29 protein-coding genes are annotated in these 24,808 nt (G+C 43.1%); 7 read left to right on the forward strand and 22 right to left on the reverse strand.

The window, feature by feature from the left end; translation table 11 throughout:
* Positions 1-4: 4 nt before the first annotated feature.
* Positions 5-331 carry an MGMT family protein gene (locus OQY15_RS04955; RefSeq protein ID WP_265788484.1) on the reverse strand — a complete coding sequence of 109 codons (327 nt, stop codon included), beginning with the start codon at positions 329-331 and terminating at the stop codon, positions 5-7.
* Positions 331-981: a tRNA (guanosine(46)-N7)-methyltransferase TrmB gene (gene trmB / locus OQY15_RS04960; RefSeq protein WP_265790430.1), complete on the reverse strand. Its 651-nt coding sequence runs from the start codon at positions 979-981 to the stop codon at positions 331-333. Before trmB ends, OQY15_RS04955 begins: the two co-directional genes overlap by 1 nt.
* A 145-nt stretch (positions 982-1,126) precedes the next feature.
* On the opposite strand from trmB, the gene OQY15_RS04965 reads away from it, so the two are divergent.
* Complete coding sequence (locus tag OQY15_RS04965; RefSeq protein ID WP_265788486.1) at positions 1,127-2,056, forward strand: GDP-L-fucose synthase; 930 nt, start codon at positions 1,127-1,129, stop codon at positions 2,054-2,056.
* A gap of 61 nt (positions 2,057-2,117) precedes the next feature.
* Positions 2,118-3,050: a hydrogen peroxide-inducible genes activator gene (locus tag OQY15_RS04970; protein ID WP_265788488.1), complete on the forward strand. Its 933-nt coding sequence runs from the start codon at positions 2,118-2,120 to the stop codon at positions 3,048-3,050.
* A 38-nt stretch (positions 3,051-3,088) separates the two neighbouring features.
* Here OQY15_RS04970 and OQY15_RS04975 read toward each other — a convergent pair whose 3' ends face one another.
* From OQY15_RS04975 to OQY15_RS04985, 3 genes are all read right to left on the reverse strand, one after another.
* Positions 3,089-3,700, reverse strand: a complete 612-nt coding sequence (locus OQY15_RS04975) for a superoxide dismutase (protein ID WP_265788489.1) — start codon at positions 3,698-3,700, stop codon at positions 3,089-3,091.
* A gap of 81 nt (positions 3,701-3,781) precedes the next feature.
* The gene (locus tag OQY15_RS04980; RefSeq protein WP_265788491.1) at positions 3,782-4,255 is read right to left on the reverse strand and encodes a nucleoside deaminase; all 474 of its coding nucleotides are present in this window, start codon (positions 4,253-4,255) and stop codon (positions 3,782-3,784) included.
* The gene (locus OQY15_RS04985; RefSeq protein WP_265788493.1) at positions 4,256-4,591 is read right to left on the reverse strand and encodes a tRNA-binding protein; all 336 of its coding nucleotides are present in this window, start codon (positions 4,589-4,591) and stop codon (positions 4,256-4,258) included. It abuts the gene before it with no gap.
* 89 nt (positions 4,592-4,680) lie between these two features.
* Here OQY15_RS04985 and OQY15_RS04990 point away from each other — a divergent pair, with 89 nt between their 5' ends.
* Together OQY15_RS04990 and OQY15_RS04995 are read left to right on the forward strand one after the other, a co-directional pair.
* Complete coding sequence (locus OQY15_RS04990; protein WP_265788495.1) at positions 4,681-5,868, forward strand: class I SAM-dependent rRNA methyltransferase; 1,188 nt, start codon at positions 4,681-4,683, stop codon at positions 5,866-5,868.
* A gap of 98 nt (positions 5,869-5,966) precedes the next feature.
* Positions 5,967-6,878 (forward strand): bestrophin family ion channel, encoded by a 912-nt coding sequence (locus OQY15_RS04995; protein ID WP_265788497.1) that lies wholly within the window; start codon positions 5,967-5,969, stop codon positions 6,876-6,878.
* Between the two features lie 8 nt (positions 6,879-6,886).
* Here the strand turns inward: OQY15_RS04995 and OQY15_RS05000 are convergent, their stop codons facing one another.
* The 5 genes from OQY15_RS05000 to OQY15_RS05020 form a co-directional block, all read right to left on the reverse strand.
* A complete protein-coding gene (locus OQY15_RS05000) occupies positions 6,887-7,942 on the reverse strand; it encodes a nucleoid-associated protein (RefSeq protein WP_265788499.1) in 1,056 nt (351 codons plus the stop codon).
* Positions 7,943-8,016: 74 nt separating this feature from the next.
* The gene (locus OQY15_RS05005) at positions 8,017-8,808 is read right to left on the reverse strand and encodes a TerC family protein (RefSeq protein ID WP_265788501.1); all 792 of its coding nucleotides are present in this window, start codon (positions 8,806-8,808) and stop codon (positions 8,017-8,019) included.
* Positions 8,809-8,890: 82 nt separating this feature from the next.
* The gene (locus tag OQY15_RS05010; RefSeq protein WP_265788504.1) at positions 8,891-10,174 is read right to left on the reverse strand and encodes a hypothetical protein; all 1,284 of its coding nucleotides are present in this window, start codon (positions 10,172-10,174) and stop codon (positions 8,891-8,893) included.
* A complete protein-coding gene (locus tag OQY15_RS05015) occupies positions 10,171-10,698 on the reverse strand; it encodes a hypothetical protein (protein WP_265788506.1) in 528 nt (175 codons plus the stop codon). The genes OQY15_RS05010 and OQY15_RS05015 overlap by 4 nt, the downstream gene beginning before the upstream one ends.
* Complete coding sequence (locus tag OQY15_RS05020; RefSeq protein ID WP_265788508.1) at positions 10,682-11,245, reverse strand: sigma-70 family RNA polymerase sigma factor; 564 nt, start codon at positions 11,243-11,245, stop codon at positions 10,682-10,684. The genes OQY15_RS05015 and OQY15_RS05020 overlap by 17 nt, the downstream gene beginning before the upstream one ends.
* Before the next feature lie 146 nt (positions 11,246-11,391).
* On the opposite strand from OQY15_RS05020, the gene aspS reads away from it, so the two are divergent.
* On the forward strand, positions 11,392-13,137 hold the full coding sequence (gene aspS, locus OQY15_RS05025; protein WP_265788510.1) for an aspartate--tRNA ligase: 1,746 nt from the start codon (positions 11,392-11,394) through the stop codon (positions 13,135-13,137).
* A gap of 32 nt (positions 13,138-13,169) precedes the next feature.
* Here the strand turns inward: aspS and OQY15_RS05030 are convergent, their stop codons facing one another.
* The 7 genes from OQY15_RS05030 to OQY15_RS05060 all read right to left on the reverse strand — a co-directional run bounded on the left by OQY15_RS05030 (position 13,170) and on the right by OQY15_RS05060 (position 18,211).
* Positions 13,170-13,607, reverse strand: coding sequence for a hypothetical protein (locus OQY15_RS05030; protein WP_265788512.1), 438 nt, complete (start codon positions 13,605-13,607; stop codon positions 13,170-13,172).
* Positions 13,591-13,971 (reverse strand): phage holin family protein, encoded by a 381-nt coding sequence (locus OQY15_RS05035; protein ID WP_265788514.1) that lies wholly within the window; start codon positions 13,969-13,971, stop codon positions 13,591-13,593. The genes OQY15_RS05030 and OQY15_RS05035 overlap by 17 nt, the downstream gene beginning before the upstream one ends.
* 40 nt (positions 13,972-14,011) lie before the next feature.
* A complete protein-coding gene (locus OQY15_RS05040; protein ID WP_265788516.1) occupies positions 14,012-14,278 on the reverse strand; it encodes a YtxH domain-containing protein in 267 nt (88 codons plus the stop codon).
* An 87-nt stretch (positions 14,279-14,365) separates the two neighbouring features.
* Positions 14,366-15,418: an AI-2E family transporter gene (locus tag OQY15_RS05045; RefSeq protein ID WP_265788518.1), complete on the reverse strand. Its 1,053-nt coding sequence runs from the start codon at positions 15,416-15,418 to the stop codon at positions 14,366-14,368.
* A gap of 17 nt (positions 15,419-15,435) precedes the next feature.
* The gene (locus OQY15_RS05050; protein WP_265788521.1) at positions 15,436-16,839 is read right to left on the reverse strand and encodes a sigma-54 dependent transcriptional regulator; all 1,404 of its coding nucleotides are present in this window, start codon (positions 16,837-16,839) and stop codon (positions 15,436-15,438) included.
* A gap of 167 nt (positions 16,840-17,006) precedes the next feature.
* Positions 17,007-17,789 carry an enoyl-CoA hydratase-related protein gene (locus OQY15_RS05055; protein ID WP_265788523.1) on the reverse strand — a complete coding sequence of 261 codons (783 nt, stop codon included), beginning with the start codon at positions 17,787-17,789 and terminating at the stop codon, positions 17,007-17,009.
* Positions 17,790-17,791: 2 nt separating this feature from the next.
* The gene (locus tag OQY15_RS05060) at positions 17,792-18,211 is read right to left on the reverse strand and encodes a cobalamin B12-binding domain-containing protein (protein ID WP_265788525.1); all 420 of its coding nucleotides are present in this window, start codon (positions 18,209-18,211) and stop codon (positions 17,792-17,794) included.
* A 79-nt stretch (positions 18,212-18,290) separates the two neighbouring features.
* Between OQY15_RS05060 and OQY15_RS05065 the strand changes: the two genes are divergently transcribed.
* Positions 18,291-19,952, forward strand: coding sequence for a glutamine--tRNA ligase/YqeY domain fusion protein (locus OQY15_RS05065; RefSeq protein WP_265788528.1), 1,662 nt, complete (start codon positions 18,291-18,293; stop codon positions 19,950-19,952).
* A 68-nt stretch (positions 19,953-20,020) separates the two neighbouring features.
* On the opposite strand, the gene OQY15_RS05070 is transcribed toward OQY15_RS05065, so the two are convergent.
* Positions 20,021-21,703: a Zn-dependent hydrolase gene (locus OQY15_RS05070; RefSeq protein WP_265788530.1), complete on the reverse strand. Its 1,683-nt coding sequence runs from the start codon at positions 21,701-21,703 to the stop codon at positions 20,021-20,023.
* Positions 21,704-21,819: 116 nt separating this feature from the next.
* On the opposite strand from OQY15_RS05070, the gene OQY15_RS05075 reads away from it, so the two are divergent.
* Positions 21,820-22,659, forward strand: a complete 840-nt coding sequence (locus OQY15_RS05075) for an N-acetylmuramoyl-L-alanine amidase (protein ID WP_265788532.1) — start codon at positions 21,820-21,822, stop codon at positions 22,657-22,659.
* 4 nt (positions 22,660-22,663) lie between these two features.
* Here OQY15_RS05075 and OQY15_RS05080 read toward each other — a convergent pair whose 3' ends face one another.
* Genes OQY15_RS05080 through OQY15_RS05095 form a run of 4 tightly spaced genes read right to left on the reverse strand, consistent with a single transcriptional unit; the run spans position 22,664 to position 24,806 of the window.
* The gene (locus OQY15_RS05080; protein ID WP_265788534.1) at positions 22,664-23,032 is read right to left on the reverse strand and encodes a response regulator; all 369 of its coding nucleotides are present in this window, start codon (positions 23,030-23,032) and stop codon (positions 22,664-22,666) included.
* A 12-nt stretch (positions 23,033-23,044) separates the two neighbouring features.
* Positions 23,045-23,608 (reverse strand): chemotaxis protein CheB, encoded by a 564-nt coding sequence (locus OQY15_RS05085; RefSeq protein ID WP_265788537.1) that lies wholly within the window; start codon positions 23,606-23,608, stop codon positions 23,045-23,047.
* Entirely contained in the window at positions 23,608-24,435 is an 828-nt protein-coding gene (locus OQY15_RS05090; protein WP_265788539.1) for a protein-glutamate O-methyltransferase CheR, read from the reverse strand. Before OQY15_RS05090 ends, OQY15_RS05085 begins: the two co-directional genes overlap by 1 nt.
* Positions 24,435-24,806 carry a response regulator gene (locus OQY15_RS05095; protein WP_265788541.1) on the reverse strand — a complete coding sequence of 124 codons (372 nt, stop codon included), beginning with the start codon at positions 24,804-24,806 and terminating at the stop codon, positions 24,435-24,437. Before OQY15_RS05095 ends, OQY15_RS05090 begins: the two co-directional genes overlap by 1 nt.
* Positions 24,807-24,808: the final 2 nt, after the last annotated feature.

Consider the following 24,808-nt stretch of genomic DNA (forward strand, 5'->3'; position numbering starts at 1 on the left):
CTGATTAAATTTCCTCTGCAGGGTCCCAGAAATATTTCCTGAAGTTTTTTACCTGACCATCCGCCACTTCTACCCCTTCATTTTGCAGCAGCTGCTCCATGAGTTCGGGTGGAGAAAAATGAAAGCGGCCCGTGAGCAGTCCTTTGGCATTTACCACCCGGTGCGCCGGCACCGGAGGATGCATCCCATGAGCATTGTTCATGGCATAACCCACCATCCTTGAGGACTTTGCCGCACCAAGGCTTCTGGCAATGGCAACATATGAGGTTACCCTTCCTTTGGGGATGAGTTTTACGATTTCATACACCTGCTCATAAAAGGACTGTTCCATTATTCAAAAGAGAATTGTATATAGTTGATATTCTTATCTTGTTTCAAATAAATACGTTCGTAATGAGTTTTGATCTTCAGCACCTCATCGTAAAACTCCGACTGGTACAGCTCAGACGTGCTTTTGTGGCAAATTAGTTTTTCCTGACCCACCACCTCAACAGTATAGGCATACAGACCGTCATTGTCAGTTTTGAGGTTGATTTTACCTCCCGGCTTTAAAAAGTTTTTGTACTTGTTCAGGAAGCCCGGGAAAGTAAGACGTTTCTTCTCCCTGCTGTCCTGTGGTTGCGGATCGGGGAAGGTAATCCATATTTCATCCACCTCATCTTTTCCAAAATATTCAACGATATCTTCAATCTGAATTCTGAGAAAGGCAAGGTTAGTAATGTTCTCGTCAACACCTGTTCTGGCACCTCTCCAGATACGGTTACCTTTCAGATCTATGCCAATGAAGTTTTTCTCAGGGAAGAATTTAGCCATATTCACTGCATATTCTCCTTTACCACAAGCCAGCTCAAGAACGATTGGATTGTTATTTTTAAAATGTTCTGATGCCCACCTGCCCTGCAAATCTTTACCTTCTTCCATCTGATAGACATTATGGAAGGTATCGATCTCGGCAAATTTCCTTAACTTATCTTTACCCACTGTTATTTTTTTTTGCAAAACTACGATTTAATCTGCTCTTAGTTATACAGGTTCGTATCTCAAAAACGTTGAAGGCTATATAATGTAACAGATAAAAATAATTATATTTACGACATAATCTGTAGACACCTTTAAAAAAAACACCTTGGAAAAGAGCGCAAAAATTTACATCGCAGGACATCGCGGTATGGTCGGATCAGCCATTCACCGCAAATTAGTTAAAGAAGGGTATTCAAACATCGTCACCAAAACTTCCGCAGAGCTTGATTTGCGTGATCAGCAGGCGGTTACTGACTTTTTTGAATCAGAAAAACCCGACTATGTTTTCCTGGCCGCAGCAAAAGTTGGGGGTATTGTGGCAAACAACACTTACAGGGCAGACTTCCTGTATGAAAACCTTGCTATTCAAAACAATGTGATCCATCAGGCTTACAAAAATGAGGTGAAAAAATTAATGTTCCTGGGTTCCAGCTGTATTTATCCAAAATTAGCGCCACAGCCTTTAAAGGAAGATTACCTGTTAACAGGCCTGCTTGAAGAAACCAATGAGCCTTATGCTATCGCTAAGATCGCCGGAATTAAAATGTGCGATGCTTACCGTGCCCAGTATGGCGCCAACTACATCTCTGTAATGCCTACTAACCTTTATGGTTATAACGATAATTACCACCCTCAAAACTCTCACGTTCTTCCGGCATTGATCCGCAAGTTCCATGAAGCTAAGGTAAACGGCTCAGCTGAAGTGATTGTGTGGGGATCAGGATCACCCATGCGTGAGTTTCTGTTTGCAGACGACCTGGCAGATGCTTGTTATTTCCTGATGGAAAGCTACAATGAGCCAAACCTGATCAATATCGGTACTGGTGTCGACCTTACCATTAAGGATCTTGCCCTGCTGATTAAAAAAGTAGTGGGTTATGAAGGTGAACTTAATTTTGACAGTACTAAGCCGGATGGCACCCCACGCAAGCTGATGGATGTATCCAAACTGCATTCATTAGGCTGGAAACACCAGATAGAGCTTGAAGAAGGTATCAAACTGGCCTACCACGATTTCCTGGCCAAATACGTATAGAAAAACAAATCATCGATAGCTAAAGTTTATATCTTTGTAAAAGAGAATAAACTTTAGCTATATGACTTTAGTACAACTGGAATATATTGTAGCTGTAGACACCTACAGAAGCTTTGTTGGCGCCGCCGATAAATGTTTTGTCACACAGCCTACCCTGAGCATGCAGATCCAAAAGCTGGAGGAAATGTTAAATGTCAAGATCTTTGACAGAAGCAAACAGCCGGTAATACCTACCGAAATCGGGTCCCAAATCATTGAACAGGCACGTCTGATTCTGCAGGAAAGCCAGAAAATCAAAGAAATCATCAGCAGCCAGCAGCAGGACATCGTTGGTGAGCTCAAAGTTGGGATTATCCCCACCGTTGCCCCATATCTCCTGCCACAGGTCATTGCTTCCATGATGGAAAAATACCCTGATCTCAAACTGCTGATCTGGGAGTATACCACCGAAGATATTATCCATCACCTCAAAACAGGGGTGCTCGACTGTGGCATTCTGGCCACTCCGCTGGCCGACAGCGCTATTGCAGAAATTCCCATGTACTACGAAAACTTCGTCACCTACATCAGTAAGAACAGCAAGCTTTTCAAGAAAAAGAACATTGATGCCAACGACCTCGAAGATGAAAATATCTGGCTGTTAAATGAAGGACATTGCATGCGCTCACAGGTGCTCAACATATGCAGGTCCACCAAAGACAGCCGACTTCAGGGACTCACTTATAACACCGGAAGTGTAGAAACACTGATCCGTATGGTGGACATGAATAACGGCGCTACCCTGCTGCCGGAACTGGCACTGGTAGACCTCACAGCAAAGCAGTTAAGTAAGGTGCGTAATTTTAAATCACCCGAGCCCGTGCGTGAGATCAGTCTGGTGACGCATAAAAATTATATCAAGAAAAGGATGCTGAATGCCTTCAGGGAAGAGGTGCTGGCAGTGATACCAAAGGCGATGAAGCAGAAAAAAAAGAAGGATGTAGTAGGCATTTAAGCAAAAAAAGGTGATACAATGTATCACCTTTTTTGATATTATCCCTGAGCTTTTTTGAAGCGCTCAGCTACTGCATCCCAGTTTACAACATTCCAGAATGCTGCAATATAATCAGGACGTTTATTCTGATATTTTAAATAGTAAGCATGTTCCCAAACATCCATACCCAGGATTGGCGTACCTTTAACTTCAGCCACGTCCATTAATGGGTTGTCCTGATTAGGAGTAGAAGAAACTACCAGTTTATGATCAGCACCAACGCTTAACCATGCCCATCCTGAACCAAAACGTGTAGCACCAGCATCAGCAAATTTAGTTTTGAAATCTGCAAATGAACCGAAAGCAGACTTAATAGCTTCTGCCAGTTCACCTGTAGGCTCACCACCTTTATTGTGTCCTAAAACTTCCCAGAATAAAGAGTGGTTATAATGACCACCGCCATTATTTCTTACTGCTGCAGGAAATTTAGAAATGTTTTTAACGATATCCTCAATACTATGAGTTGCTTCAGGTTTACCTTCCAGAGCTTTGTTTAAATTAGTAACATAAGCCTGGTGATGTTTGCCATGGTGAATTTCCATGGTTGTTTTATCGATATGCGGTTCTAGTGCATCTGTTGCGTAAGGTAACGCAGGTAGTTCAAAAGCCATATTATTATGTTTTTAAGTTTAAAATTTATTCTTCAACAAAGATAACATTCGAGGGGTAGTTTTGTTCAATAGTTTGTCAAATTAAGCCCTCTTCGTTGCAAAAAAACGCGTCATCAGCTGTCCGCAGTCAGCAGCCAGCACGCCACCTTTAAGTAATGTTTTGGGATGGAGTAAGTTATTGCCTTTGGTTGTAAATCCCCTTTTAGGTTCCGTGGCACCATAAACTATCCTTCCTATCTGCGTCCAGTAAGCTGCACCGGCACACATCACACAGGGCTCTACTGTCACGTACAGTGTACAATCCTTCAGATATTTTCCTCCCAGCGTCTGACTGGCTGCAGTAAAGGCCTGCATTTCTGCATGGGCCGTCACATCATTGAGCTGTTCGGTCAGGTTATGTCCCCGCCCAACAATCCTGTTTTTACAAACTATTACCGCCCCGATAGGGATCTCCTCAGTATCAAAGGCTTTCTGCGCTTCATGCAATGCCAAGAGCATGTAGTGTTCATCTTCTTTATCCTGATCCTTTACCTCAGAAAAATTATAGTACGTCATTTACATCATTTTACTGCCGTTTGGCACTTTGCCATTCAGCGTTGTGAGCACAATATCACCATTTTCATCCGCAAAGCCTGTCACTAAAAATTCAGACATAAACTTACCGATCTGCTTTTTCGGAAAGTTGGTAACTCCTACAATTTGCTGCCCTACAAGTGCCTCTTTGGTATAAAGCGCAGTAATCTGCGCACTGCTGATCCTTACACCATAATCCCCAAAATCTACCTTAACTTTATATGCGGGTTTCCTGGCCTCCGGAAAATCCAGCACCTCCAGTATCGTACCTGCTCTAAGCTCTACCTTTTCAAAATCGCCCCAGCTGATTGTTTCCATATTGATATTATTCAAAATCTGATAAAATTACAAATCTTCGGCATATAAAATGCGCTTCATAGCCTATTGCTTTTTACTACCTTTGCAGCATGATTGATGTAATACTAAAAAAGGGCAAAGAGAAAGCCGCACTACAAAGACACCCATGGATATTCTCGGGAGCAATAGATAAAGTAAAAGGCGCTCCTCTGAATGGCGAAGTTGTAAAAGTTTTTGCAGCGGATAAATCTTTCCTGGCCTATGGTTATTACAACAATGAATCAAGGGTGGCCGTAAGAATGCTGGAATGGGATGAAGATAAGGCCATCAATAAAGATTGGTATCACAGCAAATTAGTGCAGTCCATCGCCGCCAGGGCCCATGTGCTAAGCAACGAAGACACCGACACCTGTCGTCTTGTATTCAGCGAATCTGATTACCTGCCAGGACTAATTGTAGATCAGTACGCCAGCTTTCTTTCTTTACAGATCCTGAGTGCAGGAATAGAAAATGTAAAAGCAGATATCATTGATATTCTGAGAACAGAATTGAACCCTGCAGGGATATTTGATAAAAGTGATGCAACAGCACGTACCCACGAAAACCTGGAACTTTCACAAGGCTTGTTATGGGGAGAAATGCCACCGGAATTTATTGAAGTAAAAGAAAACGGTATCAAGTACCATATCAATATTGCAGACGGACAAAAATCGGGATTCTACTGCGATCAGCGCGACAACAGGGAAATTCTGGCTGCATATACAAAAGACAAAGAGGTGCTCGACTGCTTTTGCTACAGCGGAGGTTTTACGCTAAACAGCTTGAAAAACGGTGCAAAACATGTGACCAGCGTAGACAGCTCCGGACTTGCCATAGAAACACTGAAACATAACCTTGGTCTCAACGGATTTACTGAAGATCGCCAAACCAGCATACAGTCTGACGTCAACAAACAACTGCGGGCATTCAAGGAAGAAGATAAAAAATTCGATGTCATTGTACTCGATCCCCCTAAATATGCCCCATCAAGATCAGCACTGGACAGGGCTGCGCGGGCCTATAAAGACCTCAACCGTTTAGGCATGCTGCTGCTCAAGCCAGGCGGAATAATGGCTACATACTCCTGTTCAGGAGCTGTAGATCTCGAAACATTCAAACAGATCATCGCATGGGCAGCCCTGGATGCAGGAAAAGAAGTCCAGATCATCAAACAATTTCATCAACCCGAAGATCACCCGGTAAGAATTTCCTTTCCTGAAGGCGAATACCTGAAAGGTTTGCTGATTAGGGTACTTTAGCGGACTAAAACGTTCAGGAATACGCAAAAGCAAACAATTCAGACAATTATTTGTAAGATATATTGTAAATTACATCAACGAATTACAAATACACATAGATGCTCATTGTCCAAAACATCAGGCTTAGCCGTATCCTCAGAAATACCTGGCAGATAGATATCATTATGATCATTTCCTGCACAGGGGCTTACCTTGCAAGAGAGTTTTTGATCAAACATCATTTTGAACTCCCTTCCATCATCCCTACCGTGCTGGGTACTGCTATTGCCTTTTTTATAGGTTTTAACAATAACCAGTCGTACGACAGATGGTGGGAAGCCCGTAAAATCTGGGGCGCTTTGGTAAATGATTCCAGATCATGGGCAAGATGTGTAGTGAGCTATCTGTCTGCCAAAGACATGGATGAGCCCGAATTTAAAGCCCTGAAACGTAACCTCGTATATAAGCAGATTGCCTTCCTGTACGCGCTCAAAGCCAATCTCAGAAGTGCCGTCGACGAAAATTACCATAAATACCTGACCGAAGAGGATCTTCAGGAGATCAGCTCACACACCAATAAGGCCAATGCCATCCTTACCATTCATGCCCGTGAGCTCCAGGCCTTAAGTGATAAAGGAATGATAGACGGATTCCGCTTTATAGAAATGAACCAGCTGATCGTTAAATTCTGTGATGAGATGGGTATGTCTGAGCGTATTAAGAATACCATCTTTCCTACAACATATAACTACTTCACCAAAGTATTCATCTGGCTGTTTGTAATCTCACTTACACTTGTGATCAGTCAGTTTGCGGGGCTATGGTCCATCTTTCTGGGCTGGCTGGTAGGATTTGTATACGTATCCACCCAGATCAACGGTATGAGCCTTGTAGATCCTTTTGAGAACAATTCAGCAGCAATACCCTTAAACCAGATCACCAGAACCATCGAAATTAACCTGCTGCAGATGCTCGATGAAGAGAATATCCCTAAGCCTGTGAAACCTATCCACAAGGAATATGTATTGTAAAGAGGCGGTTATTCCTCCTCTTTAAAAAATACCTTGTAGTAATTCATAGACTTATCGTCATCAAATCCCTTTTCGATCAGTTCTTTGTTGCCATGGATATAGATATGGAAATTTTTATCCAGCTTCAGCACACTTTTAAAAACTTTAGCCTGCTTTTTTACCGCGGCACCTGATATATCAAAGCTGTCAGCAATGGGGGTATCAAACTCTTCCTCGTAGCTCTTTTTATAGTTTTTGAACGATTCTATGCCTTCTTTGTTTCCAATCACCTCGTTTGAAAACTCATCCATATCAAAGCTTTCTTTCTCCTTGAAGTACTTCATGGATTTATTCAGGAGATCAATTTTATCGGCCTTGCTGATATCATATTCCTGATCCAGTTTTTCGGTCACGAAATTCTTATATACTCCCATCACATTGCTGGTCTGATTGTAGTTATCGTTCCTCACTTTTAGCTTCAGGAACTCATCCTTCCAGTATACTGCCTCTGCGCTGCGGTTAGTCTGGTCGATCACCGCCACCTTATAACCTTCTTCGTTTTCCGTATTAAAAATAAGACATCCCTTATCCAGTTTATTGATGTTGATTGCCTCTTCTTCATAGCTCAGCTTAAAGCCTGCCTGCTCCGGATAAACCTTCAGGTATGTTTCTTTGGTTTCTGATTTAAAGATCCCGATGGCATCATGCAGCTCGCCCTCGATCTGTACATTTTCAAAATAAGCTACATACAGTTCCCCTGCTTTGATCTTCGGGTGATTAGAAATATCATAGAGATACTTTGCCAGCTGCACGCTGTTCTCATGGAACTTTCCGCCATCTTCGAAAACCTGTTTCACAAAATGATATACTTCATTCAGTTTCAGGTCATCATTAGGATGTGTAAAGCGGAAGATCTCATTTACCTTTTCATAGGGGCTCAGAAAATACTGGATCAGCAGATTTTTCAGCAGTTCATCCTGAATGTGCATGGAAGCCTCGGATAAAACATAGAACTCATCCTGGGCTTTATTACCGATTCTATGGATAGAGAGCTCCGCCAGAGAGGCTTCGAAAAAAGTGATCATATTCGCTGTGATTTAAATTTGTAAAGGCCTCAAAAATACTTTTAGTAATTGACTCCCTCAAACAAATCGCGAATTTAAGCACCGGCTTTTTTATCGCCCTCCTTGTTTTTCAGCAGACTGCTCTTTATGCTCTTTTTACCCATCTTCAGGTTGAGCAGCTCTACCAGGATCGAGAAGGCCATGGCAAAATAGATATAGCCCTTAGGGATATGCTGGTCGAGCCCCTCTGCAAACAGGGAAACACCAATCAGCAACAGAAAGGACAGCGCCAGCATTTTTACTGTAGGGTGGTTGTTTACAAAGGCACTGATGGCATTGGAAGACACCATCATGATGATCACTGCAATAATTACAGCAGCGATCATCACTTCTACATGTTCTGCCATACCTATAGCTGTAATCACTGAATCCAGTGAGAAAACGACATCAAGAAGCAGGATTTGCACAATCACACCCACAAAAGAATGGACCTTCACATTTCCTTCTTCATCTTCTTCTCCTTCCAGCTTCAGGTGAATTTCATGAGTACTTTTATAGATCAGGAACAGACCTCCCGAGAGCAGAATCAGATCGCGTCCGGAAATAGCCAGTTTATCAAGCCATTCCTTATTGTCGACACTTACCCATTCACCGATATTAAACAGAGGTGAAGTCAGGCTCATCACCCAGCTGAGCGACAGCAGCAGCAAGACCCTTGTGATCATTGCCAGTCCTAAGCCTAACTTCCTGGCTTTTTCCTGCTGGTCTGCAGGCAGCTTTCCTGAAAGAATAGAAATAAAAACAATGTTATCAATCCCCAGAACGATCTCCAGAACGGTTAACGTTAACAGTGATATCCATGCTTCCGGGGTACTAAAAAATTCCATATGGTAAATGTGTATGCTGACGAATATAAAAAAAGCTTGCTGAATATTCAACAAGCTTCTCCTTATATAGTTTTACCCCTACCTATTTAAAGCTGACCGAACCATATGCTGCGTCTATCTGCACCGCAGAACTTCCGCCATTCCCGATTTTACCCGAGTAACGTTTGCTGCTGGAACTCCTGTTCTCCTCATTGTCGTTACTGTTGGTTACCCTTACATTGCTGTTGTATTTAAAGTTGCCATAGCTTTTCTGAACGTTGAAGTCGCCCCCAAAAGAGCTGCCGAAACCCAGACTGATATTGGCATAATCGGCATCAATGGTCAACCTTTTACAGCTGCTGCCAATGTCGGCAACCGTGAAGTGATTGTAACTCACTTTAAAACTGCCGTCGCCATTCAAATCACCAATGGTCACTCCCGTATATTGTGACCGCAGCGTAAGCTTGCCCACCGAACCAAGCGTTAAGGAATTGTACTGCTGTTTAATGGTCGCATTTCCCTTAACGGTAGTGATATTCACATTCGCATACTGAACATCAAGATCAAGATTATTTACCGAACCTAGCTTTAAACCGGAACCGTACTGCTGTTTGATCACGGCATCACCTTTCACGGTAGTGATATCTACATTTGCATATTGAGCGTTCAGATTAAGCACTCCTACCGTGCCGATAGTTAATCCGGAACCATACTGCTGTTTGATAGTCGCCCTGTTCACTTCCTCTATATTCGTCTTCCCATATTGTACATTGATGTTATTATACTGGTCAGACAAGGTCCCGGCAATGAAATCTCCATACTGCACCTTGGCATCCAGCGGACCAGAAAAATCGTCAATATTGACAGTACCATACTGCTGCGACAAATTGAGTGCATTTGAAGCAGGAAGGTAAACGACGTATCCGACTTTAACTTCACGCCTTTTATTTCTTGAAGAAAACCATCTTCCCGTACTGTTCTGGTCTATGGATGTCTTACAGGAAATGATATTTCCGTTTTTATCTGCATCAATATTTACCTGGTCGATCAGTTCCTGGGCTTCCTTTTCATTATTGCTATAGGCTTTCACAGTTACATCGATCTTCACCTCCCTTTTATTCCAGACTTTAATCACCATTGAGCCAAACTGGTTGTTCAATATTACCTTGTCCGACCTGTCTGCAGGGAAGGTTTTGCTGATTGTCCTTACACGCACAGCATCATCATTTTCCTGCACAGTAAGGGGAAGCCGCTGGTCAATGTTCACATTTGTGTTTACAGCATAATCCACCTGTACCGGTAATTCGGCTCTCTGCAATTCCTGTGCGGATGCGGATGCAAATGCTGCTGAACACAATAAGGCGCCCCAAATCATTAATTTACTCATATTCTGTTTTCCTTTTTAAACTCCGTCACTTCAACAATAATTGACAACTGCTGACTCACCAGCTGCAGCTGCGCCTCCAGGTTTCTCACCATGGCTTTTACAATCAGCTTCTGGTTAGGGCTTGCCGGCAGCTGTTTCCGAAGGCTGTCATAAGCAAGGTTCAGGGTTTCCAGATCCCTGTTGAACTTCTTGTACAGCTCCGGGTTCACTTCAGCGAATATCTGCAGGCTATCCCTTTTTTCTTCAATCAGACTGGCAAACCTCACCTGCCTGTTGGCATAGGCGGGGCTTACATCTGCAATGCTCAATTTGGCCTTTTTCACCGGAGACACATAGAAAAAAGTAAGTGCCAGTATAACAATTGCCGAAGCAGCAATACTCATCCATAACTGGATGTTAAAGCTCTTTTTTGGCTTTTTCTGATCCAGCTCCTTCTCAATTCTGTCCCACATATTCAGCGAAGGACGGTCTGTGTCAAATTCCTTTTTATGTTGCTTTATAAAGTCTTCAATTTCTAAACTCATCTCTTCCTCCTGTCTTTTCTAACATATTTTTTAGTTTCATTTTTGCACGCATTAACTGTGAACGTGAAGTCACCTCCGAGATTTTCAGGATGTGCGAAATCTCTTCATGGTCATATCCTTCAAAAAGATACAACGTAAGCACCACCCTGTATCCGTCTGGCAAACGTCTTACTGCCGCCTTCACCTCTTCTACCTTCCATTGGAGCTCTTCGTGATCATCTGTCTTTGCTTCCGCGATTTCTATCCCATCCATACTTACAAACTCAGCCCTTCTTTTTCTCAGGCAGTTGATGGATTTATTGATGATGATCTGTTTTAGCCACAGGCCGAAAGTGGTATCACCCCTGAAATCGCCGATCCGCGTAAAAGCATCCAGAAAAGCCTCCTGTAAAACATCCTCTGCTTCCGCCTCATGGTTTACAATCCTGAGGGCAGCACTGTACATAGCTTTCTCATACAACTTGTATAATTCAAATTGTGCTTTACGGTCCCCGCTGCGGCAACCATTAACCAGATCTATATTCTTATCTATGTATACTGCTTCCAATGTTTTCGTATTCGCTATAAATGACGCCGCCTTTTTAGAAACGTTGCACCTGATGGAAAAAACTTTTGAATATACTGTGCTAAATCAATAACCTTTGAAATATATGGCTCAAAATGAATATTTTTGCGGCTTAATCCGATTGAATAATGTTAAGAACAACAACTTGCGGAGCGCTGACTATAGATAACTTAGGCGAAAACGTAATTCTGTGCGGTTGGGTGCAGAAATCCAGAGACTTGGGAGGAATGACTTTTATTGACATCCGTGATCGCTATGGCATCACCCAATTGGTATTTAATATGGATGACAACCGTGAACTTTGCGAAGCTGCCCGTACCCTGGGCCGCGAATTTGTAATTCAGGCAAGCGGACTGGTTGTTGAACGTTCCAATAAAAACCTGAAAATCCCAACCGGAGAAGTGGAAATTAAAATCACTGCTCTCGAAATATTGAATGCTTCAAAGATCCCTCCATTCCTCATTGAGGATGAAACTGATGGTGGAGATGATCTGCGTATGAAATACCGTTACCTTGATCTGAGAAGAAATCCCGTAAGAAACAATATGGTGTTGCGTCACAGAATGGCGCAATCTGTTAGAAGGTATCTTGATGCACTGGACTTCATTGAAGTGGAAACTCCGGTACTGATTAAATCAACTCCTGAAGGTGCGAGAGATTTTGTGGTTCCAAGCCGCATGAATGCCGGCGAATTTTATGCTTTGCCGCAATCGCCGCAGACCTTTAAACAGCTGCTGATGGTATCCGGCTTTGACAGGTACTTCCAGATTGTGAAATGTTTCAGAGATGAAGATCTGCGTGCAGACAGACAGCCTGAGTTTACCCAGATCGACTGTGAGATGTCTTTCATCGAACAGGAAGATATCCTGAATACTTTCGAAGGACTGATCAGGACGCTCTTTAAGGAGGTGAAAGACTTTGACCTGCCGGAAGTTCCAAGAATGCAGTATGCTGATGCCATGCGCTTTTATGGTTCAGATAAACCGGATACCCGTTTCGACATGCGTTTTGTTGAACTCAATGAACAAACAAAAGGAAAAAACTTCCCGGTGTTCGATAATGCAGAACTAGTAATCGGGATCAATGCAAAGGGCTGTGCACATTATACGCGCAAGCAGGTAGATGAACTTACCGACTTCATTAAACGTCCTCAGATCGGCGCTACAGGGCTGATTTATGCCAGACACAATGAAGATGGATCTATCAAATCATCTGTTGATAAGTTCTACAGTGAAGAAGACCTGAAAACATGGGCTGAGGCATTGCAAACACAGCCTGGCGATTTAATGCTGATTATGGCAGGCGTTAAAGATAAAGTACGCAAACAACTGAGCGAACTTCGTCTGGAAATGGGAAGCAGACTGGGACTACGTGATAAAAACGTCTTCAGTGCCCTTTGGGTTCTTGATTTTCCTTTGCTGGAATGGGATGAAGAGTCTGAGCGTTACCACGCGATGCACCACCCCTTTACCTCTCCTAAGCCTGAAGACATTGCTTTACTGGATACCCATCCCGGAGAAGTACGTGCCAATGCCTATGATATGGTAGTTAACGGAACTGAGATTGGCGGCGGTTCTATCCGTATCCATGACAGGACATTGCAGGCGCTGATGTTTAAACACCTCGGCTTCTCTCCTGAAGAAGCACAGAAACAATTCGGCTTCCTGATGGATGCCTTCGAATTCGGGGCTCCTCCGCATGGTGGCATCGCTTTTGGATTTGACAGGTTATGTTCCATCTTTGCGGGTCTGGATACAATCCGGGATGTGATTGCCTTCCCTAAAAACAATTCAGGCAGGGATGTTATGATTGACAGTCCTTCAACCATTGACGATAAACAATTGAAAGAGCTGAGGATTAAAACCAGCCTATAATAGAAAAAGGAGCCTTCAGGCTCCTTTTTTATTTAATATGTTTCACTATCCGGCGGAATGCCATAATCTGCAAATGCAGGAGCTTTCACTTTCGGTTTCTTTTTAAAGATATTTTTTACTGAATTAAAGATCCCGGTGATATGTTCCGCATCAAGTGTTTTACCAAATTTACTGGTGGCAAGGCCAACCAGAGTTTTGGTGATAAACCCAGAACCACGGAATAACGTGTTGTTCATCAATGCAGGTAAGACCAGTGACATCAGTTTGCTGCTGATGTTTAATTTATCATCGGCTTTTAAAAATGCGGAAGGCGTTGCATATTTTTTGATCAGGTTACCAGGTGTAAATTGCAATGCATACGTCCTGGCATCATCCTTCAGCATCGTCTCCTGGATCTTGTAATCAACTTTGAGGCTTGTTAATCTGACATTCAGATCATGCAGATTATTGATATTATACTTTTTGCTCATCGTCCTCGTCCTCCTCTATTTTTTTAAAATACTTCCTGATGATAAAGTTCACTATTCCTTTTTCAATAAAATTATCTTTCGTCATAAAAACGAGAACCGCCAGAATCAAATAAATCAATGTCACACTGCCAAAACCGGCCGTATAACTTCCAAAAAGGGTAGAAAGGAACAACGCAAGGGTAACACTGCCCAAAATAAAAGCCAGCGTAAAGCAGATCGCTACGATAGCTGTCGTAATTAAATCAGCAATTAATTTGGAGCCCCTTTTAACGAGGAGCAGCCTTGTGTATTCTACACGGGTCTCCAGGTAGGTCTTGGCTTCTGCAAGTATATCCTGAAAATCCTTTTCTTTCTTTTCTTCCATTGGTATTTATCTATAGCGTATTGATTCTATTGTTTAAAGCTTATGCGTGCTCAACATCGTCAACAAATTCTTCTTCTGCATCCTGCAGTTTATTTTTTACCGAGCTTACTACTTTTTCTTTCAGGCTGGCAAGGTGGTTAATTTCATCTGCCGCTCTGTCTTTGATGGTTTCACCAAGGTCTTTCAGCGACTGGCTCAGTCTGTCACGTGTTTCACTTCCTTTTTCAGGAGCAAACAATAATCCTAATGCCGCACCCGCAGCTAAACCTGTTAAGAGTCCAATTAATACTTTTGAGTTATCGTTCATGACTTTAATTTTTATGTTTAATAATGATTTTTGTAGCGTATATGAGTAATTATTTTGAAATGTATACTTACACAGCCCTGATGTTTGTTATAACTCCTCAGCTTCGGAAATTGTTTTGATTCTTTCCAATCTTTCCGAGGCCATGGCGCTGGTTTCGTATATTTTTATCAGGAGAATAAAATAAGACAGCAGCAAAGGGCCAAAAACAAGCCCAAGTATACCAAAAAGCGGGATCCCGATGACTACCCCGATGACGGTGATAATAGGGTGTATATTTCCTACCCTCTTGGCAATCATAAACCTGATGACATTGTCGATATTGATGATCACTACGAAGCCAAAAATGAGCATGCCCCAGCCCGCAGCATTATGTCCGTCGGCAATCTGAAGTAAGGCAGCAGGTACAAAAATCACAGGAGGACCCAGGATAGGTACAAAGGAGATAAACGTAGTAATTACACCCCAGAAAATAGGATCGGAATAACCCAGGGCAAAATAGGAAATACTCACCAGAGAACCCTGCACTAAGGCTATAAAACCCTGCCCCAGTACATTGGCATAAGTGGTATTGCGCATTTCCAATGCAAACCTTTGCGCATTCTGTGCCCTAAAGGGTGCGTACTTCACCAGTGCCGCCTCAAACTCTTCATGCTGCACCAGCATAAAATAGAGCAGGAAATACATCAGCAGCAATCCCAGCACAATATTGAAGGCCCCGGTGATCAGCGAAGGGAAAAGCTCCGTAGCCCAGGTGCCGCTCTTGCGCAAGGCTTCCTGAAGCAAATTCTGCGCATCGGTACCCAGGGGAACCAGACGTTTTAACTTGATCAGGATATGCTGGAAATATAAGGGGTCATTCTGCAGCTCGTTAATCTTCTGCAGCACCATACTGCTCAGTGCATAAAAAGGCAGAATGATCACCACGACAGAGATGAACAACAGCAGAATAGCAGAAAAACTCCTGTTCAGCTTTTTTACGTCCACCAGATAGATAAATCCCGGCCGCATGATGGTAAATAAAACCAGCGTACTCAGAATGGAGCCAAATATACCCTGCAGCGAATAAGCGATCAAACAACCCAGTGCAATGATGATGACCAGGTTGATCGTGTTTCGCTGTTTGTAGGTAAAGAGAGACATCCGTTAAAGAAAGATGATTAGGTATCCAGGTTAATAGCCTTCATTTTGTTATAAAGTGTTTTCCTGTCAATATTCAGAATCTTCGCTGCCTTGGTTTTATTGAAGTTAACCTCCCTTAAAACTTTCAGGATCGCCTCATATTCCGCTTCAGAAGCAGCATTCTTCAGGTCTCTCGATTTTTCGTGATTCTTATGGATCGTATTTTCTATAGCTGTCACCTTTGCATCTGTAGATATTTCCAGGGGCAGTGCTTTCAGCTGTATCTCATCGGTTTCCGTCAGCAATGTCGCACGGCGCACAACATTTTTCAGTTCCCTCACATTTCCCGGCCAGTTGTAGGTGAGGAAACAATCCTCCACATCCTTAGAAAATCCCTGTACATTTCTGCCCAGTTCTTCATTGGCAAAATCAAGGAATGTTTTTGCAAAGACCATAATATCCTTACCCCTGTTGCTCAATGGCGGCAGGTTGATAGAAAACTCATTGAAACGGTGGTACAGATCTTCCCTGAACCTTCCCTTTTGTATGGCGCTGGACAGATTTTCATTGGTAGCAACAATGATCCTTACATCCAGATCAATCTCTTTTGTACTACCTATACGTTTGATCTTTCTCTCCTGAACCGTCCTCAGCAATGCTGCCTGGATTTCATAAGAGAGGTTTCCTACCTCATCCAGGAACAATGTTCCTCCGTTAGCCATCTCAAAATGACCAATTTTGGTGTTCAATGCTCCCGTAAATGAACCTTTTTCATGTCCAAAAAACTCACTTCCGGCAAGTTCTTTCGTTAGCGATCCGCAATCCATAGCCACAAAAGGAGCATCTCTCCTCGGGCTGTTCAGGTGGATCGCCTTCGCTACAGATTCTTTACCTGTACCGCTTTCGCCGGTGAGAATAACGCTGTATGACGTTGGTGCAACAAGCTGGATCTGTTTTAATAACTCTTTAGAGGCAATGCTCTGTCCGGCAACAAAGTTTTCTACCTGATTGTAAACAGGTTTAACCACCTTTATTTTTTGGGTTTCCCGGGCAATCTCTGAGACAGAGTCGTTCAGGGCTACCTGTGTATCAATAGCTTTGTTGATTGTATTAAGAATTTCATCGGGATACAGGGGTTTTGTGATATAGTCATAAGCCCCAAGCTTGATCAGCTCCACGGCAAGTTTTATATCTGAATAGCCTGTGATAATAATAACCCCCGTCTGAGGATAGCTTTCCTTGATTTTGATCAGCATTTCTTTGCCGTCAGTATCTTCCAGCCTGTAATCACATAAAACAAGATCATAATGCTCCTTGCTCAAATACTCGTGCGCAGAAACACCACTGGTTGCAGTATCCACACTAAATCCGTTTCTGGTCAAGAATTTTGACAATAGTAAGCCTATATTGACTTCATCATCTATTATTAGTATTCTTTTCATATATAGCACCAATTCTAAACTAATTCGATGATAAATATAAAGAATTATTTTCTATGGGAAATATTTTCTACACTTTTAAATTGCTATTCCCCTCTAACAGATATAAATAATTTGTTAACAGGCTGTTAAACAGCTCTGCAAAATTTAATCCATTAATAACAAGTTGGTTACATTCCCTTGAACTGAGCTGTCCTTTTTTCTAAGAAGGCCGAAACACCCTCTTTGAAATCCTTATTTCCAAAGCGCTTTCCAAACTCTGCAATCTCCGTTTCATAGCCATTTACACCATCAGTATACACTGCATTCACCGCGGTGATGGCTGCAGAGACAGCCAGCGGTGCCCTCAGCATAATTTTGTTCAGGATTTCCTCTGAGCGACTAATCAGATCACTGAGCGGAACAACATGATTCAACAAGCCCATTTTTTCTGCTTTTTCGGCATTGACCATCTCTGCAGTGAGGATCATCTCTGTTGCCCTCCCCTTACCAATCAGTTGTGTCAGTCGTTGCGTTCCCCCATATCCGGGGATCAATCCCAGTGTAACCTCGGGCAAACCCATTTTAGCAGTATCAGCCCCAACGCGGATATGACAGGCCATGGCCAGTTCCAGGCCACCTCCCAGCGCAAAACCATTGATCGCGGCAAGAAAAGGTTTAGCGGAATTTTCTATGGCATCAAAGACCGTGGTCTGACCATTTCGGGCAAGAGCCTCCCCTTGTTCTGTACTGTAGGATGAAAATTCCGAAATATCCGCTCCGGCAACAAATGCTTTCTCGCCCGCACCTGTCAGCAGTACACATTTTACATCGCTGCTGCGCTGTACAAAAGCAATTACGTCTGCCAGCTCAGTTAATGTTTCTTTGTTCAGCGCATTTAACTTTTTTTCACGGCTGATGGTCAGGTACAGTATCCCGTTTCTAATCTCTGTTACTAAATTCTGGTAATTCATATTCAGAAGTTTCGGTTTTCAATCGTCCAGTTTTGGATATAATTGACTATGGTTAACATGGTGGTACCGGGAGCAAACAGTTCCCCCACACCTATCTCTTTCAGCTGCCTGATATCATTCTCGGGAATGATGCCCCCACCCGTCAGCAGTACATCAGTAAGCCCCTTTTGTTTCATCAGTTCGACAATCTTTGGGAACACGGTCATGTGTGCACCGGAGAGGATTGAGATACCGATGGCATCCACATCTTCCTGCAGGGCAGTATTTACCACCATCTCCGGGGTCTGCCTTAATCCGGTATAAATCACTTCCATACCCGCATCACGCAATGAGGTAGCGATCACTTTAGCCCCCCGGTCATGCCCATCCAGGCCAACTTTAGCTACTAAAACACGTACGGGCCTGTTTAATGTATTGCTCATAAATTATACCGATAGTCCTTCGTAAAAGTAAGTAAATTAGCTCTTTTATATTAACTTTGGGCACAAAATTCTAGTTTTTATGAGTGAGGAAAGATCATTGAACTTTATTGAAGAGATCATTGAAAACGATTTAAACAGCGGAAAGTACGAGACATTAGTTACACGTTTTCCACCTGAACCAAATGGCTATTTACACATTGGCCATGCTAAAGCGATTTGCTTAAGCTTTGGATTAACCAAAAAGTATGGCGGATATACCAACCTGAGATTTGATGATACAAATCCTGTTACTGAAAAAACTGAATACGTAGACAGCCAGCAGGAAGATATCAAATGGCTGGGCTTTGAGTGGAAAAACGAACTATATACTTCAGATTATTTTGATACCCTATATGATTTTGCTGTAAAGCTGATCGAAAAAGGTGTAGCATATGTTGATGACAGCACAGCCGATGAAATTGCGGCTTTAAAGGGCACGCCTACAGAAGCAGGCACAAACAGCCCTTTCAGAAACCGCAGCGTGCAAGAAAACCTGGAACTCTTCAGCAGGATGAAATCCGGAGAATTTCCTGATGGTACCTGTACCCTCCGTGCAAAGATCGATATGGCCAGCCCTAACATGATCATGCGCGATCCTATTATTTACAGGATTAAACATGCTGAACATCACCGTACGGGCAATAAATGGTGCATCTACCCGATGTATGATTTTGCACACGGCCAAAGCGACAGCATCGAGGAGATCACTCACTCGCTGTGTACACTGGAATATGTTTCGCACCGTGAGCTGTACGACTGGTTTATTGCTGAGCTGGGTATCTTCCCTTCACATCAATATGAATTTGCCCGTCTGAATCTTACTTACACAGTGATGAGCAAGCGCAAGCTGCTGCAACTGGTGAATGAAAACCTGGTAGATGGCTGGAACGACCCGCGCATGCCAACGATCAGCGGACTGAGAAGAAGGGGTTATACGCCTGAAAGTATCCGTGAATTCTGTGATAGAATCGGGGTGGCCAAAAGAGAAAACCTCATTGAGCTGAGCCTGCTGGAGTTCTGTGTGCGTGAACACCTCAACAAAACAGCCAACAGGGTAATGGCGGTACTTGATCCTATTAAACTGGTGATTACCAATTATCCTGAAGGAAAGTCAGAAATTCTGATTGGTGAGAACAACCCCGAAGCAGAAGATAAAGGCGGAACCAGGGAAATTCCTTTCAGCAATGAGCTTTGGATCGAACGTGAAGATTTCATGGAAGAGCCGGCAAAGAAATGGTTCAGGCTTGCTCCGGGCACCATGGTACGCTTAAAGCATGCATACATTGTTAAATGTGAGGACTTCAAAAAAGACGCAGAAGGTAACGTAACAGAAATTCACTGTACTTATATCCCTGAATCTAAGAGTGGTGAAGATACCAGTGGAATCAACGTTAAAGGAACAATACACTGGGTAAGTACCGCACATGCGAAAACTGCAGAAATCAGAATATACGACCGCCTGTTCTCCGTAGAATCTCCGGACAGCGAGGAGGGTGATTTCAAAGATTACCTGAACCCTGAAAGCATGAAGGTGATTAAAGAGGCTTACATCGAACCATACCTGGCTGAGGCGAATCTGGATTCCCGCTACCAGTTTATCCGTAAGGGTTACTACTGCCTGGATCAGGATTCTACCGCCGAGCACCTGGTGTTTAACCAGACTGTAGGTTTGAAAGATGCCTGGGCGAAAGCTAAGAAATAAGTTTGCCGGGGGATAGACCCTCTGGATCCGAAAAAAAAAGAGGTGTGATATACACCTCTTTTTTTGTTTTACTTTACCCCTAATACATCGGCTCCCTGTTCGAAAACGATATCTACAGGGATTTTCTTTTTGCTGAGGCGATCTAAATCTGATTGCAATTCAGGACTGATGATTGCGTTTTCCTTTTGAGCTTTCTCCACAGCGGCTTTATCACCGTTACCCTGCATCGTCAGGATCATATTGCTGAGGCCATTCATTGCCACGGCAAACTTAGAATAGTCAACTTTGTAAGTTCCTGCCTCAGTTCTCAGGAAGGCCCCTTTCTCTTTAAAATAATTGAAACACTGCATATTCGCCTGTCCGTGTGCCTCTGAAGCACCAAATCTTACAGAGCGCAGCAGGCCGGCCATAAATGTCGTATAATAGGTCTTTATATCCCCGGTAAGGGCTCCTTTTTTAAGCAGTCCGGTAACCATGTATAGTCCCAGGACATCGGCTTTGCCTTCTTCCAGCCAGCCATATTGTTCTTTCAGTGCAGATTTTACAAAACCTTTGCCATTCACCGTTTTTTTAATTCCCAGTCCGTGAGCTACTTCGTGGAACATCACATTGGCAAAGAAAGCATCAAAAACAACATATTTCTGCTGCTCTTTGTCGATCAGCTCAGTGGAAATAGGCAGAAGGATTTTGTCAAACTTCGCCTTCATCGTGTTCTTGAGCTGAGATCTGCGTGTTCCTTTTTTCTGCTGAATCAATTCATCATTGGGCAGGTTTACCGCGATTGTTTTGGAACCCGCATTGCAGTCGCCCGCATAATACACCACGTCGTATGCATTCAATTCTGAATCTGTTCCCGGTTTCTCTTTTTTGTATTTCGCTGCTACCGGCAATCCTTTCTGTAATTCGGGAAGCAGGCGTACATATTTTTCCAGGCGTTTGCTCCAGGCTTTATCCTTCACCAGCACATACGCTTCAAATGAAGTTCTTGCGTTAAACAGCTTATCCTCGTAATTTTCAATGGGCCCGATAATCATATCAAGGGTATTGCTTTTCATGTCCAGCCAGGCATAATCACTGGGAACATAATTATCCGTTACCAGTGCATCGGCACGAAGGTTCAGGTATTTTTTGAAAGCCGCATCATCTGTCAGCAATGCCGCCTGTTTCATCAGTGATGATGCCTGTTGGAGTTCAGAAGCAAACTTGATGTGATAAGGCACCACGGTTAACGTACCGGCAGTATCTTTTTCAATTACCGAATACTGGTTGAATTTGTCCTTCAGTGTAGCATTTTCCAGCTCGGCCTTGTCCATGCCTGCAGGGTAAAAAGTAGCACCGGCAGGTCTTTGCCCAACACCGGCAACAAAAGGTTTGTCATTATTTAACCGATCCCAGGGGCCGTAATTGATTTTTATAAATGCTTTGGTATCTTCATCCTTGACCACAGCCATCAGGCTGTCGCGCTGCGGATATGCCTGTTTCCAGAACAGTTCATCCATAATCTGTGCGGCCTGAATCAGGAGAGGGAGAACTTTCCTGTCGTTAGGGCTAAGCGCATTCAGGTTTGTGGTCAGTTTTACCGGTTCGTATATGTCCAGTCTGCTGTGGACGTAGGCAGGCAGGCTGTCTCTGACTGCTGTAGTTTTCGTGGTTTTAGTATTTTTTGTTTCTGTATTACTATTGCAGGATACTATACCTGCAATGATGGAACATCCCGTAAAAAACAAGGCTGCCTTGGTAGATTTATTCATGTTAGCTTTTTATAACGCAACGAAATTAGGGAAAAATATTAGTAATTTCACCCCTACATTTACCCGCTCTACACCCTGCATCAGGGCTTCGATGTAACAAATGAAACACATAAACTATGCAATTGAAACAAGTCCACAACTGGAAAAACAACTTAGTCCTGGGTATCCCTCTGTTTTTCCTTGCTGCTTGCAGCACCAATAAGTATGCCGCAACAAATAAAGTATACAAGGAACAGGCAAAAGTGTTTGGGAATACCCTGCAAGAAATGCCGGTACTTACACAGAATGTCGAAATGGTAGCCCCTGACCAGCAGTTTTTTATTGGCTCAGTGAATTTTGGCATCCGCAAACCGAACTTCGTCATCATCCACCATACGGCGCAAACCTCTACCGATCAGACCATCAAAACCTTTACCCTGAAATCTACTGGTACCAGCGCGCACTACGTCATCGGCAGAGACGGTAAGGTGATCCATATGGTAAACGATTACCTGCGTGCAAATCATGCCGGTGTAGCCAAATGGGGAAATGAGAGCGATCTCAACTCCTGCTCACTGGGGATAGAGCTGGATAACAATGGCGATGAGCCCTATAGTGATGCCCAGATCAACAATCTGATAGCAGTATTGACTACGCTCAAGAAAAAGTATAATATTCCTGTACAGGCTTTTATCGGGCATTCAGATGTTGCGCCGAAACGTAAAATCGATCCCAATAAGTTTCCATGGAAGAAGCTTGCGGAGCAGGGTTTTGGATTATGGTATGATGATGTACTACAGGTTCCGCCAGTGGAGTTCGATACGGCTATTGCCCTGCGGATTATCGGGTATGATATCAGTAACCTGCCGGCAGCAATTATCGCGTTTAAGCGACATTTTATACAAACGGATATTTCTCCGGTGCTGACGCAGGCGGATACCATGATCTTGTTTAATCTGTATAAGAAGTATATTTAAGAAGTTATGCAGGAAGATGTTTCAAAATAATATTCTCCAGTTCCTGGATATCGAAAGGCTTGGACAAATAGCCGTCAGCACCAGCCTGATCAGCAAGCAGCATCACATCGTTGTTTGCTGAGAAATAAATCACAGGGATATTCTTCAAGGTTTCATGGCCTTTTAGCTCTCTGGTGGCCTCAATTCCACCAATGTCAGGCAACCAGTTATCCATGAAGATAATGTCCGGGATATAGGCCGAAACCTGGTCGATAATATTATTTGATGTAGAGGAGGTTTTTATTTCATAACCCGCATCTTCCAGAATGAACGTACATAGTTCAAGGATATCTGTATTGTCATCAAAAATGAAAACCTTTTTTTGCTCAGCCATTTATACTTAAAATTAAGACAACAAATTTATAAATTCTGCCATATCTTCAATGCGCAAAGTGTAATCAATTTTGGCATGAAGTGCGGCTTGTTCAGGCATATATGCTACCTGTGCTGTGGCGGGGTCCTGGATCATTGCAATTCCGCCCCATATATTCACACTTTTTAACCCATTTACTCCATCGGCATTTGAGCCGGAAAGCAACAGGCATACTAACTTTTCTCCATAAACTTCAGCAGCAGTCTGGAAGGTCGCATCAATTGCAGGCCTTGAATAATTGATCTTTTCAGAATAATCCAGTGAGAAGGTATGGTCCTGTTCAATCAGCGTATGGTAATCTGATGGCGCAATGTATATGACACCCGGTAATATCGGCTCCTTTTCATCCACCTCCTTCACCTTCAATGGCGTCCGCCCCGACAACAACTCCGGTAACAAAGAATCCGTTCCGTGTTTTCGGTGAATCACGATAACAACTGGAAAGCTCAGGGCAGGATCAAGCAGTGGAAGCACTTTAAGCAGTACATCCAAACTCCCGGCGGAGCCTCCGATAACCAATGCATCACATTTTCCCATTAGCTTACTTTTCTCCAGATTTTTTCTGCAGGAATACGTTTATAATTCGGGGATATCGGGGAAAAATCCAATGTCTCCTTCGTCCCCAGGGCCAGATAGCCTAAACCCTCGAGGCTATCGTCAAAAAGACTCAGCACCTTATGCTGCAAATCCCTGTCAAAATAGATCAGTACATTCCTGCAAAGAATCAGTTGAAATTCGTTAAAAGAATGATCAGAAACAAGGTTATGGGTAGAAAATATCAGTTTGCTCTTCAGCTCATCGTTGAATTTTGCCAGCGAGTAATTGGCGGTGTAATAACTCGAGAAATCATTCACTCCTCCCGACAAGATATAATTTTCTGAGTACTGCTTCATCTGACTCATGGCAAACATCCCCTGTGAGGCCTTCTCCAGCACTATCGGATTCAAATCCGTAGCGTAGATCAAAGATTTGTGCAGCAGGTTGAGTTCTTTCAGAATGATAGATATAGAATAGGCTTCTTCACCCGTAGAGCATCCGGCAAGCCAGATCCTGATAAAGGGATAGGTACCCAGTTTTGGCAGCACCACCTCTCTCAGCGTCTTAAAAAACAGCGGGTCTCTGAACATCTCCGTAACATTCACCGTAATCTGTTCCACAAACCTTTTAAAGTAAAAGGTATCGTTATTGATCCTGTACCGGAACTCAGCAAAACTCAGCGCTTTATCCAATGAATACAAGCGCAGTATCCTGCGCTTGATAGATGCCTTCGAATAGCCTGTAAAATCATAGCCGTAGTGCTCCAGAAGATCAGTTAGCAAGATCTCCACCTGCCCATCGGTGATTAAAGGTAATTCAAGGTTCATTAAATATATTTTACAAGTAATGCTGTTAAGCTCTCTACATTAATCGGTTTAGATACGTAACCCACGGCACCGGCATTTAGACAGCGTTCCCTGTCTCCCACCATAGCCTGGGCAGTAACGGCAATCACGGGAATACTCTTTAACTCAAGATCCTGGCTCATTTTGGCAATAGCCTCATATCCATCCATCCCCGGCATCATCATATCCATTAGTACTACGGCAATATCCTTCTGTTCTTCCAGCAACTGGAGACCTTCTTCAGCTCCTATAGCAGAGAGGCACTGGTAACCTTTTGCTTTCAGTACAGCTGTCAATGCAAAAATATTTCTCTTATCATCATCAATGATCAGCACCTTTTTCTTAGTGTCCATAT

The organism is Pedobacter sp. MC2016-15 (assembly GCF_026239695.1).
Classification (GTDB): domain Bacteria; phylum Bacteroidota; class Bacteroidia; order Sphingobacteriales; family Sphingobacteriaceae; genus Pedobacter.

What these genes read in the sequence shown, in the direction of transcription:
- OQY15_RS04955 (WP_265788484.1), bottom strand. Translation starts at nt 331, where the DNA reads ATGGAACAGTCCTTTTATGAGCAGGTGTATGAAATCGTAAAACTCATC.
- OQY15_RS04970 (WP_265788488.1), top strand. Translation starts at nt 2,118, where the DNA reads ATGACTTTAGTACAACTGGAATATATTGTAGCTGTAGACACCTACAGA.
- OQY15_RS04975 (WP_265788489.1), bottom strand. Translation starts at nt 3,700, where the DNA reads ATGGCTTTTGAACTACCTGCGTTACCTTACGCAACAGATGCACTAGAA.
- OQY15_RS04980 (WP_265788491.1), bottom strand. Translation starts at nt 4,255, where the DNA reads ATGACGTACTATAATTTTTCTGAGGTAAAGGATCAGGATAAAGAAGAT.
- OQY15_RS04985 (WP_265788493.1), bottom strand. Translation starts at nt 4,591, where the DNA reads ATGGAAACAATCAGCTGGGGCGATTTTGAAAAGGTAGAGCTTAGAGCA.
- OQY15_RS04990 (WP_265788495.1), top strand. Translation starts at nt 4,681, where the DNA reads ATGATTGATGTAATACTAAAAAAGGGCAAAGAGAAAGCCGCACTACAA.
- OQY15_RS04995 (WP_265788497.1), top strand. Translation starts at nt 5,967, where the DNA reads ATGCTCATTGTCCAAAACATCAGGCTTAGCCGTATCCTCAGAAATACC.
- OQY15_RS05000 (WP_265788499.1), bottom strand. Translation starts at nt 7,942, where the DNA reads ATGATCACTTTTTTCGAAGCCTCTCTGGCGGAGCTCTCTATCCATAGA.
- OQY15_RS05005 (WP_265788501.1), bottom strand. Translation starts at nt 8,808, where the DNA reads ATGGAATTTTTTAGTACCCCGGAAGCATGGATATCACTGTTAACGTTA.
- OQY15_RS05010 (WP_265788504.1), bottom strand. Translation starts at nt 10,174, where the DNA reads ATGAGTAAATTAATGATTTGGGGCGCCTTATTGTGTTCAGCAGCATTT.
- OQY15_RS05015 (WP_265788506.1), bottom strand. Translation starts at nt 10,698, where the DNA reads ATGAGTTTAGAAATTGAAGACTTTATAAAGCAACATAAAAAGGAATTT.
- aspS (WP_265788510.1), top strand. Translation starts at nt 11,392, where the DNA reads ATGTTAAGAACAACAACTTGCGGAGCGCTGACTATAGATAACTTAGGC.
- OQY15_RS05030 (WP_265788512.1), bottom strand. Translation starts at nt 13,607, where the DNA reads ATGAGCAAAAAGTATAATATCAATAATCTGCATGATCTGAATGTCAGA.
- OQY15_RS05035 (WP_265788514.1), bottom strand. Translation starts at nt 13,971, where the DNA reads ATGGAAGAAAAGAAAGAAAAGGATTTTCAGGATATACTTGCAGAAGCC.
- OQY15_RS05040 (WP_265788516.1), bottom strand. Translation starts at nt 14,278, where the DNA reads ATGAACGATAACTCAAAAGTATTAATTGGACTCTTAACAGGTTTAGCT.
- OQY15_RS05045 (WP_265788518.1), bottom strand. Translation starts at nt 15,418, where the DNA reads ATGTCTCTCTTTACCTACAAACAGCGAAACACGATCAACCTGGTCATC.
- OQY15_RS05050 (WP_265788521.1), bottom strand. Translation starts at nt 16,839, where the DNA reads ATGAAAAGAATACTAATAATAGATGATGAAGTCAATATAGGCTTACTA.
- OQY15_RS05055 (WP_265788523.1), bottom strand. Translation starts at nt 17,789, where the DNA reads ATGAATTACCAGAATTTAGTAACAGAGATTAGAAACGGGATACTGTAC.
- OQY15_RS05060 (WP_265788525.1), bottom strand. Translation starts at nt 18,211, where the DNA reads ATGAGCAATACATTAAACAGGCCCGTACGTGTTTTAGTAGCTAAAGTT.
- OQY15_RS05065 (WP_265788528.1), top strand. Translation starts at nt 18,291, where the DNA reads ATGAGTGAGGAAAGATCATTGAACTTTATTGAAGAGATCATTGAAAAC.
- OQY15_RS05070 (WP_265788530.1), bottom strand. Translation starts at nt 21,703, where the DNA reads ATGAATAAATCTACCAAGGCAGCCTTGTTTTTTACGGGATGTTCCATC.
- OQY15_RS05075 (WP_265788532.1), top strand. Translation starts at nt 21,820, where the DNA reads ATGCAATTGAAACAAGTCCACAACTGGAAAAACAACTTAGTCCTGGGT.
- OQY15_RS05080 (WP_265788534.1), bottom strand. Translation starts at nt 23,032, where the DNA reads ATGGCTGAGCAAAAAAAGGTTTTCATTTTTGATGACAATACAGATATC.
- OQY15_RS05085 (WP_265788537.1), bottom strand. Translation starts at nt 23,608, where the DNA reads ATGGGAAAATGTGATGCATTGGTTATCGGAGGCTCCGCCGGGAGTTTG.
- OQY15_RS05090 (WP_265788539.1), bottom strand. Translation starts at nt 24,435, where the DNA reads ATGAACCTTGAATTACCTTTAATCACCGATGGGCAGGTGGAGATCTTG.
- OQY15_RS05095 (WP_265788541.1), bottom strand. Translation starts at nt 24,806, where the DNA reads ATGGACACTAAGAAAAAGGTGCTGATCATTGATGATGATAAGAGAAAT.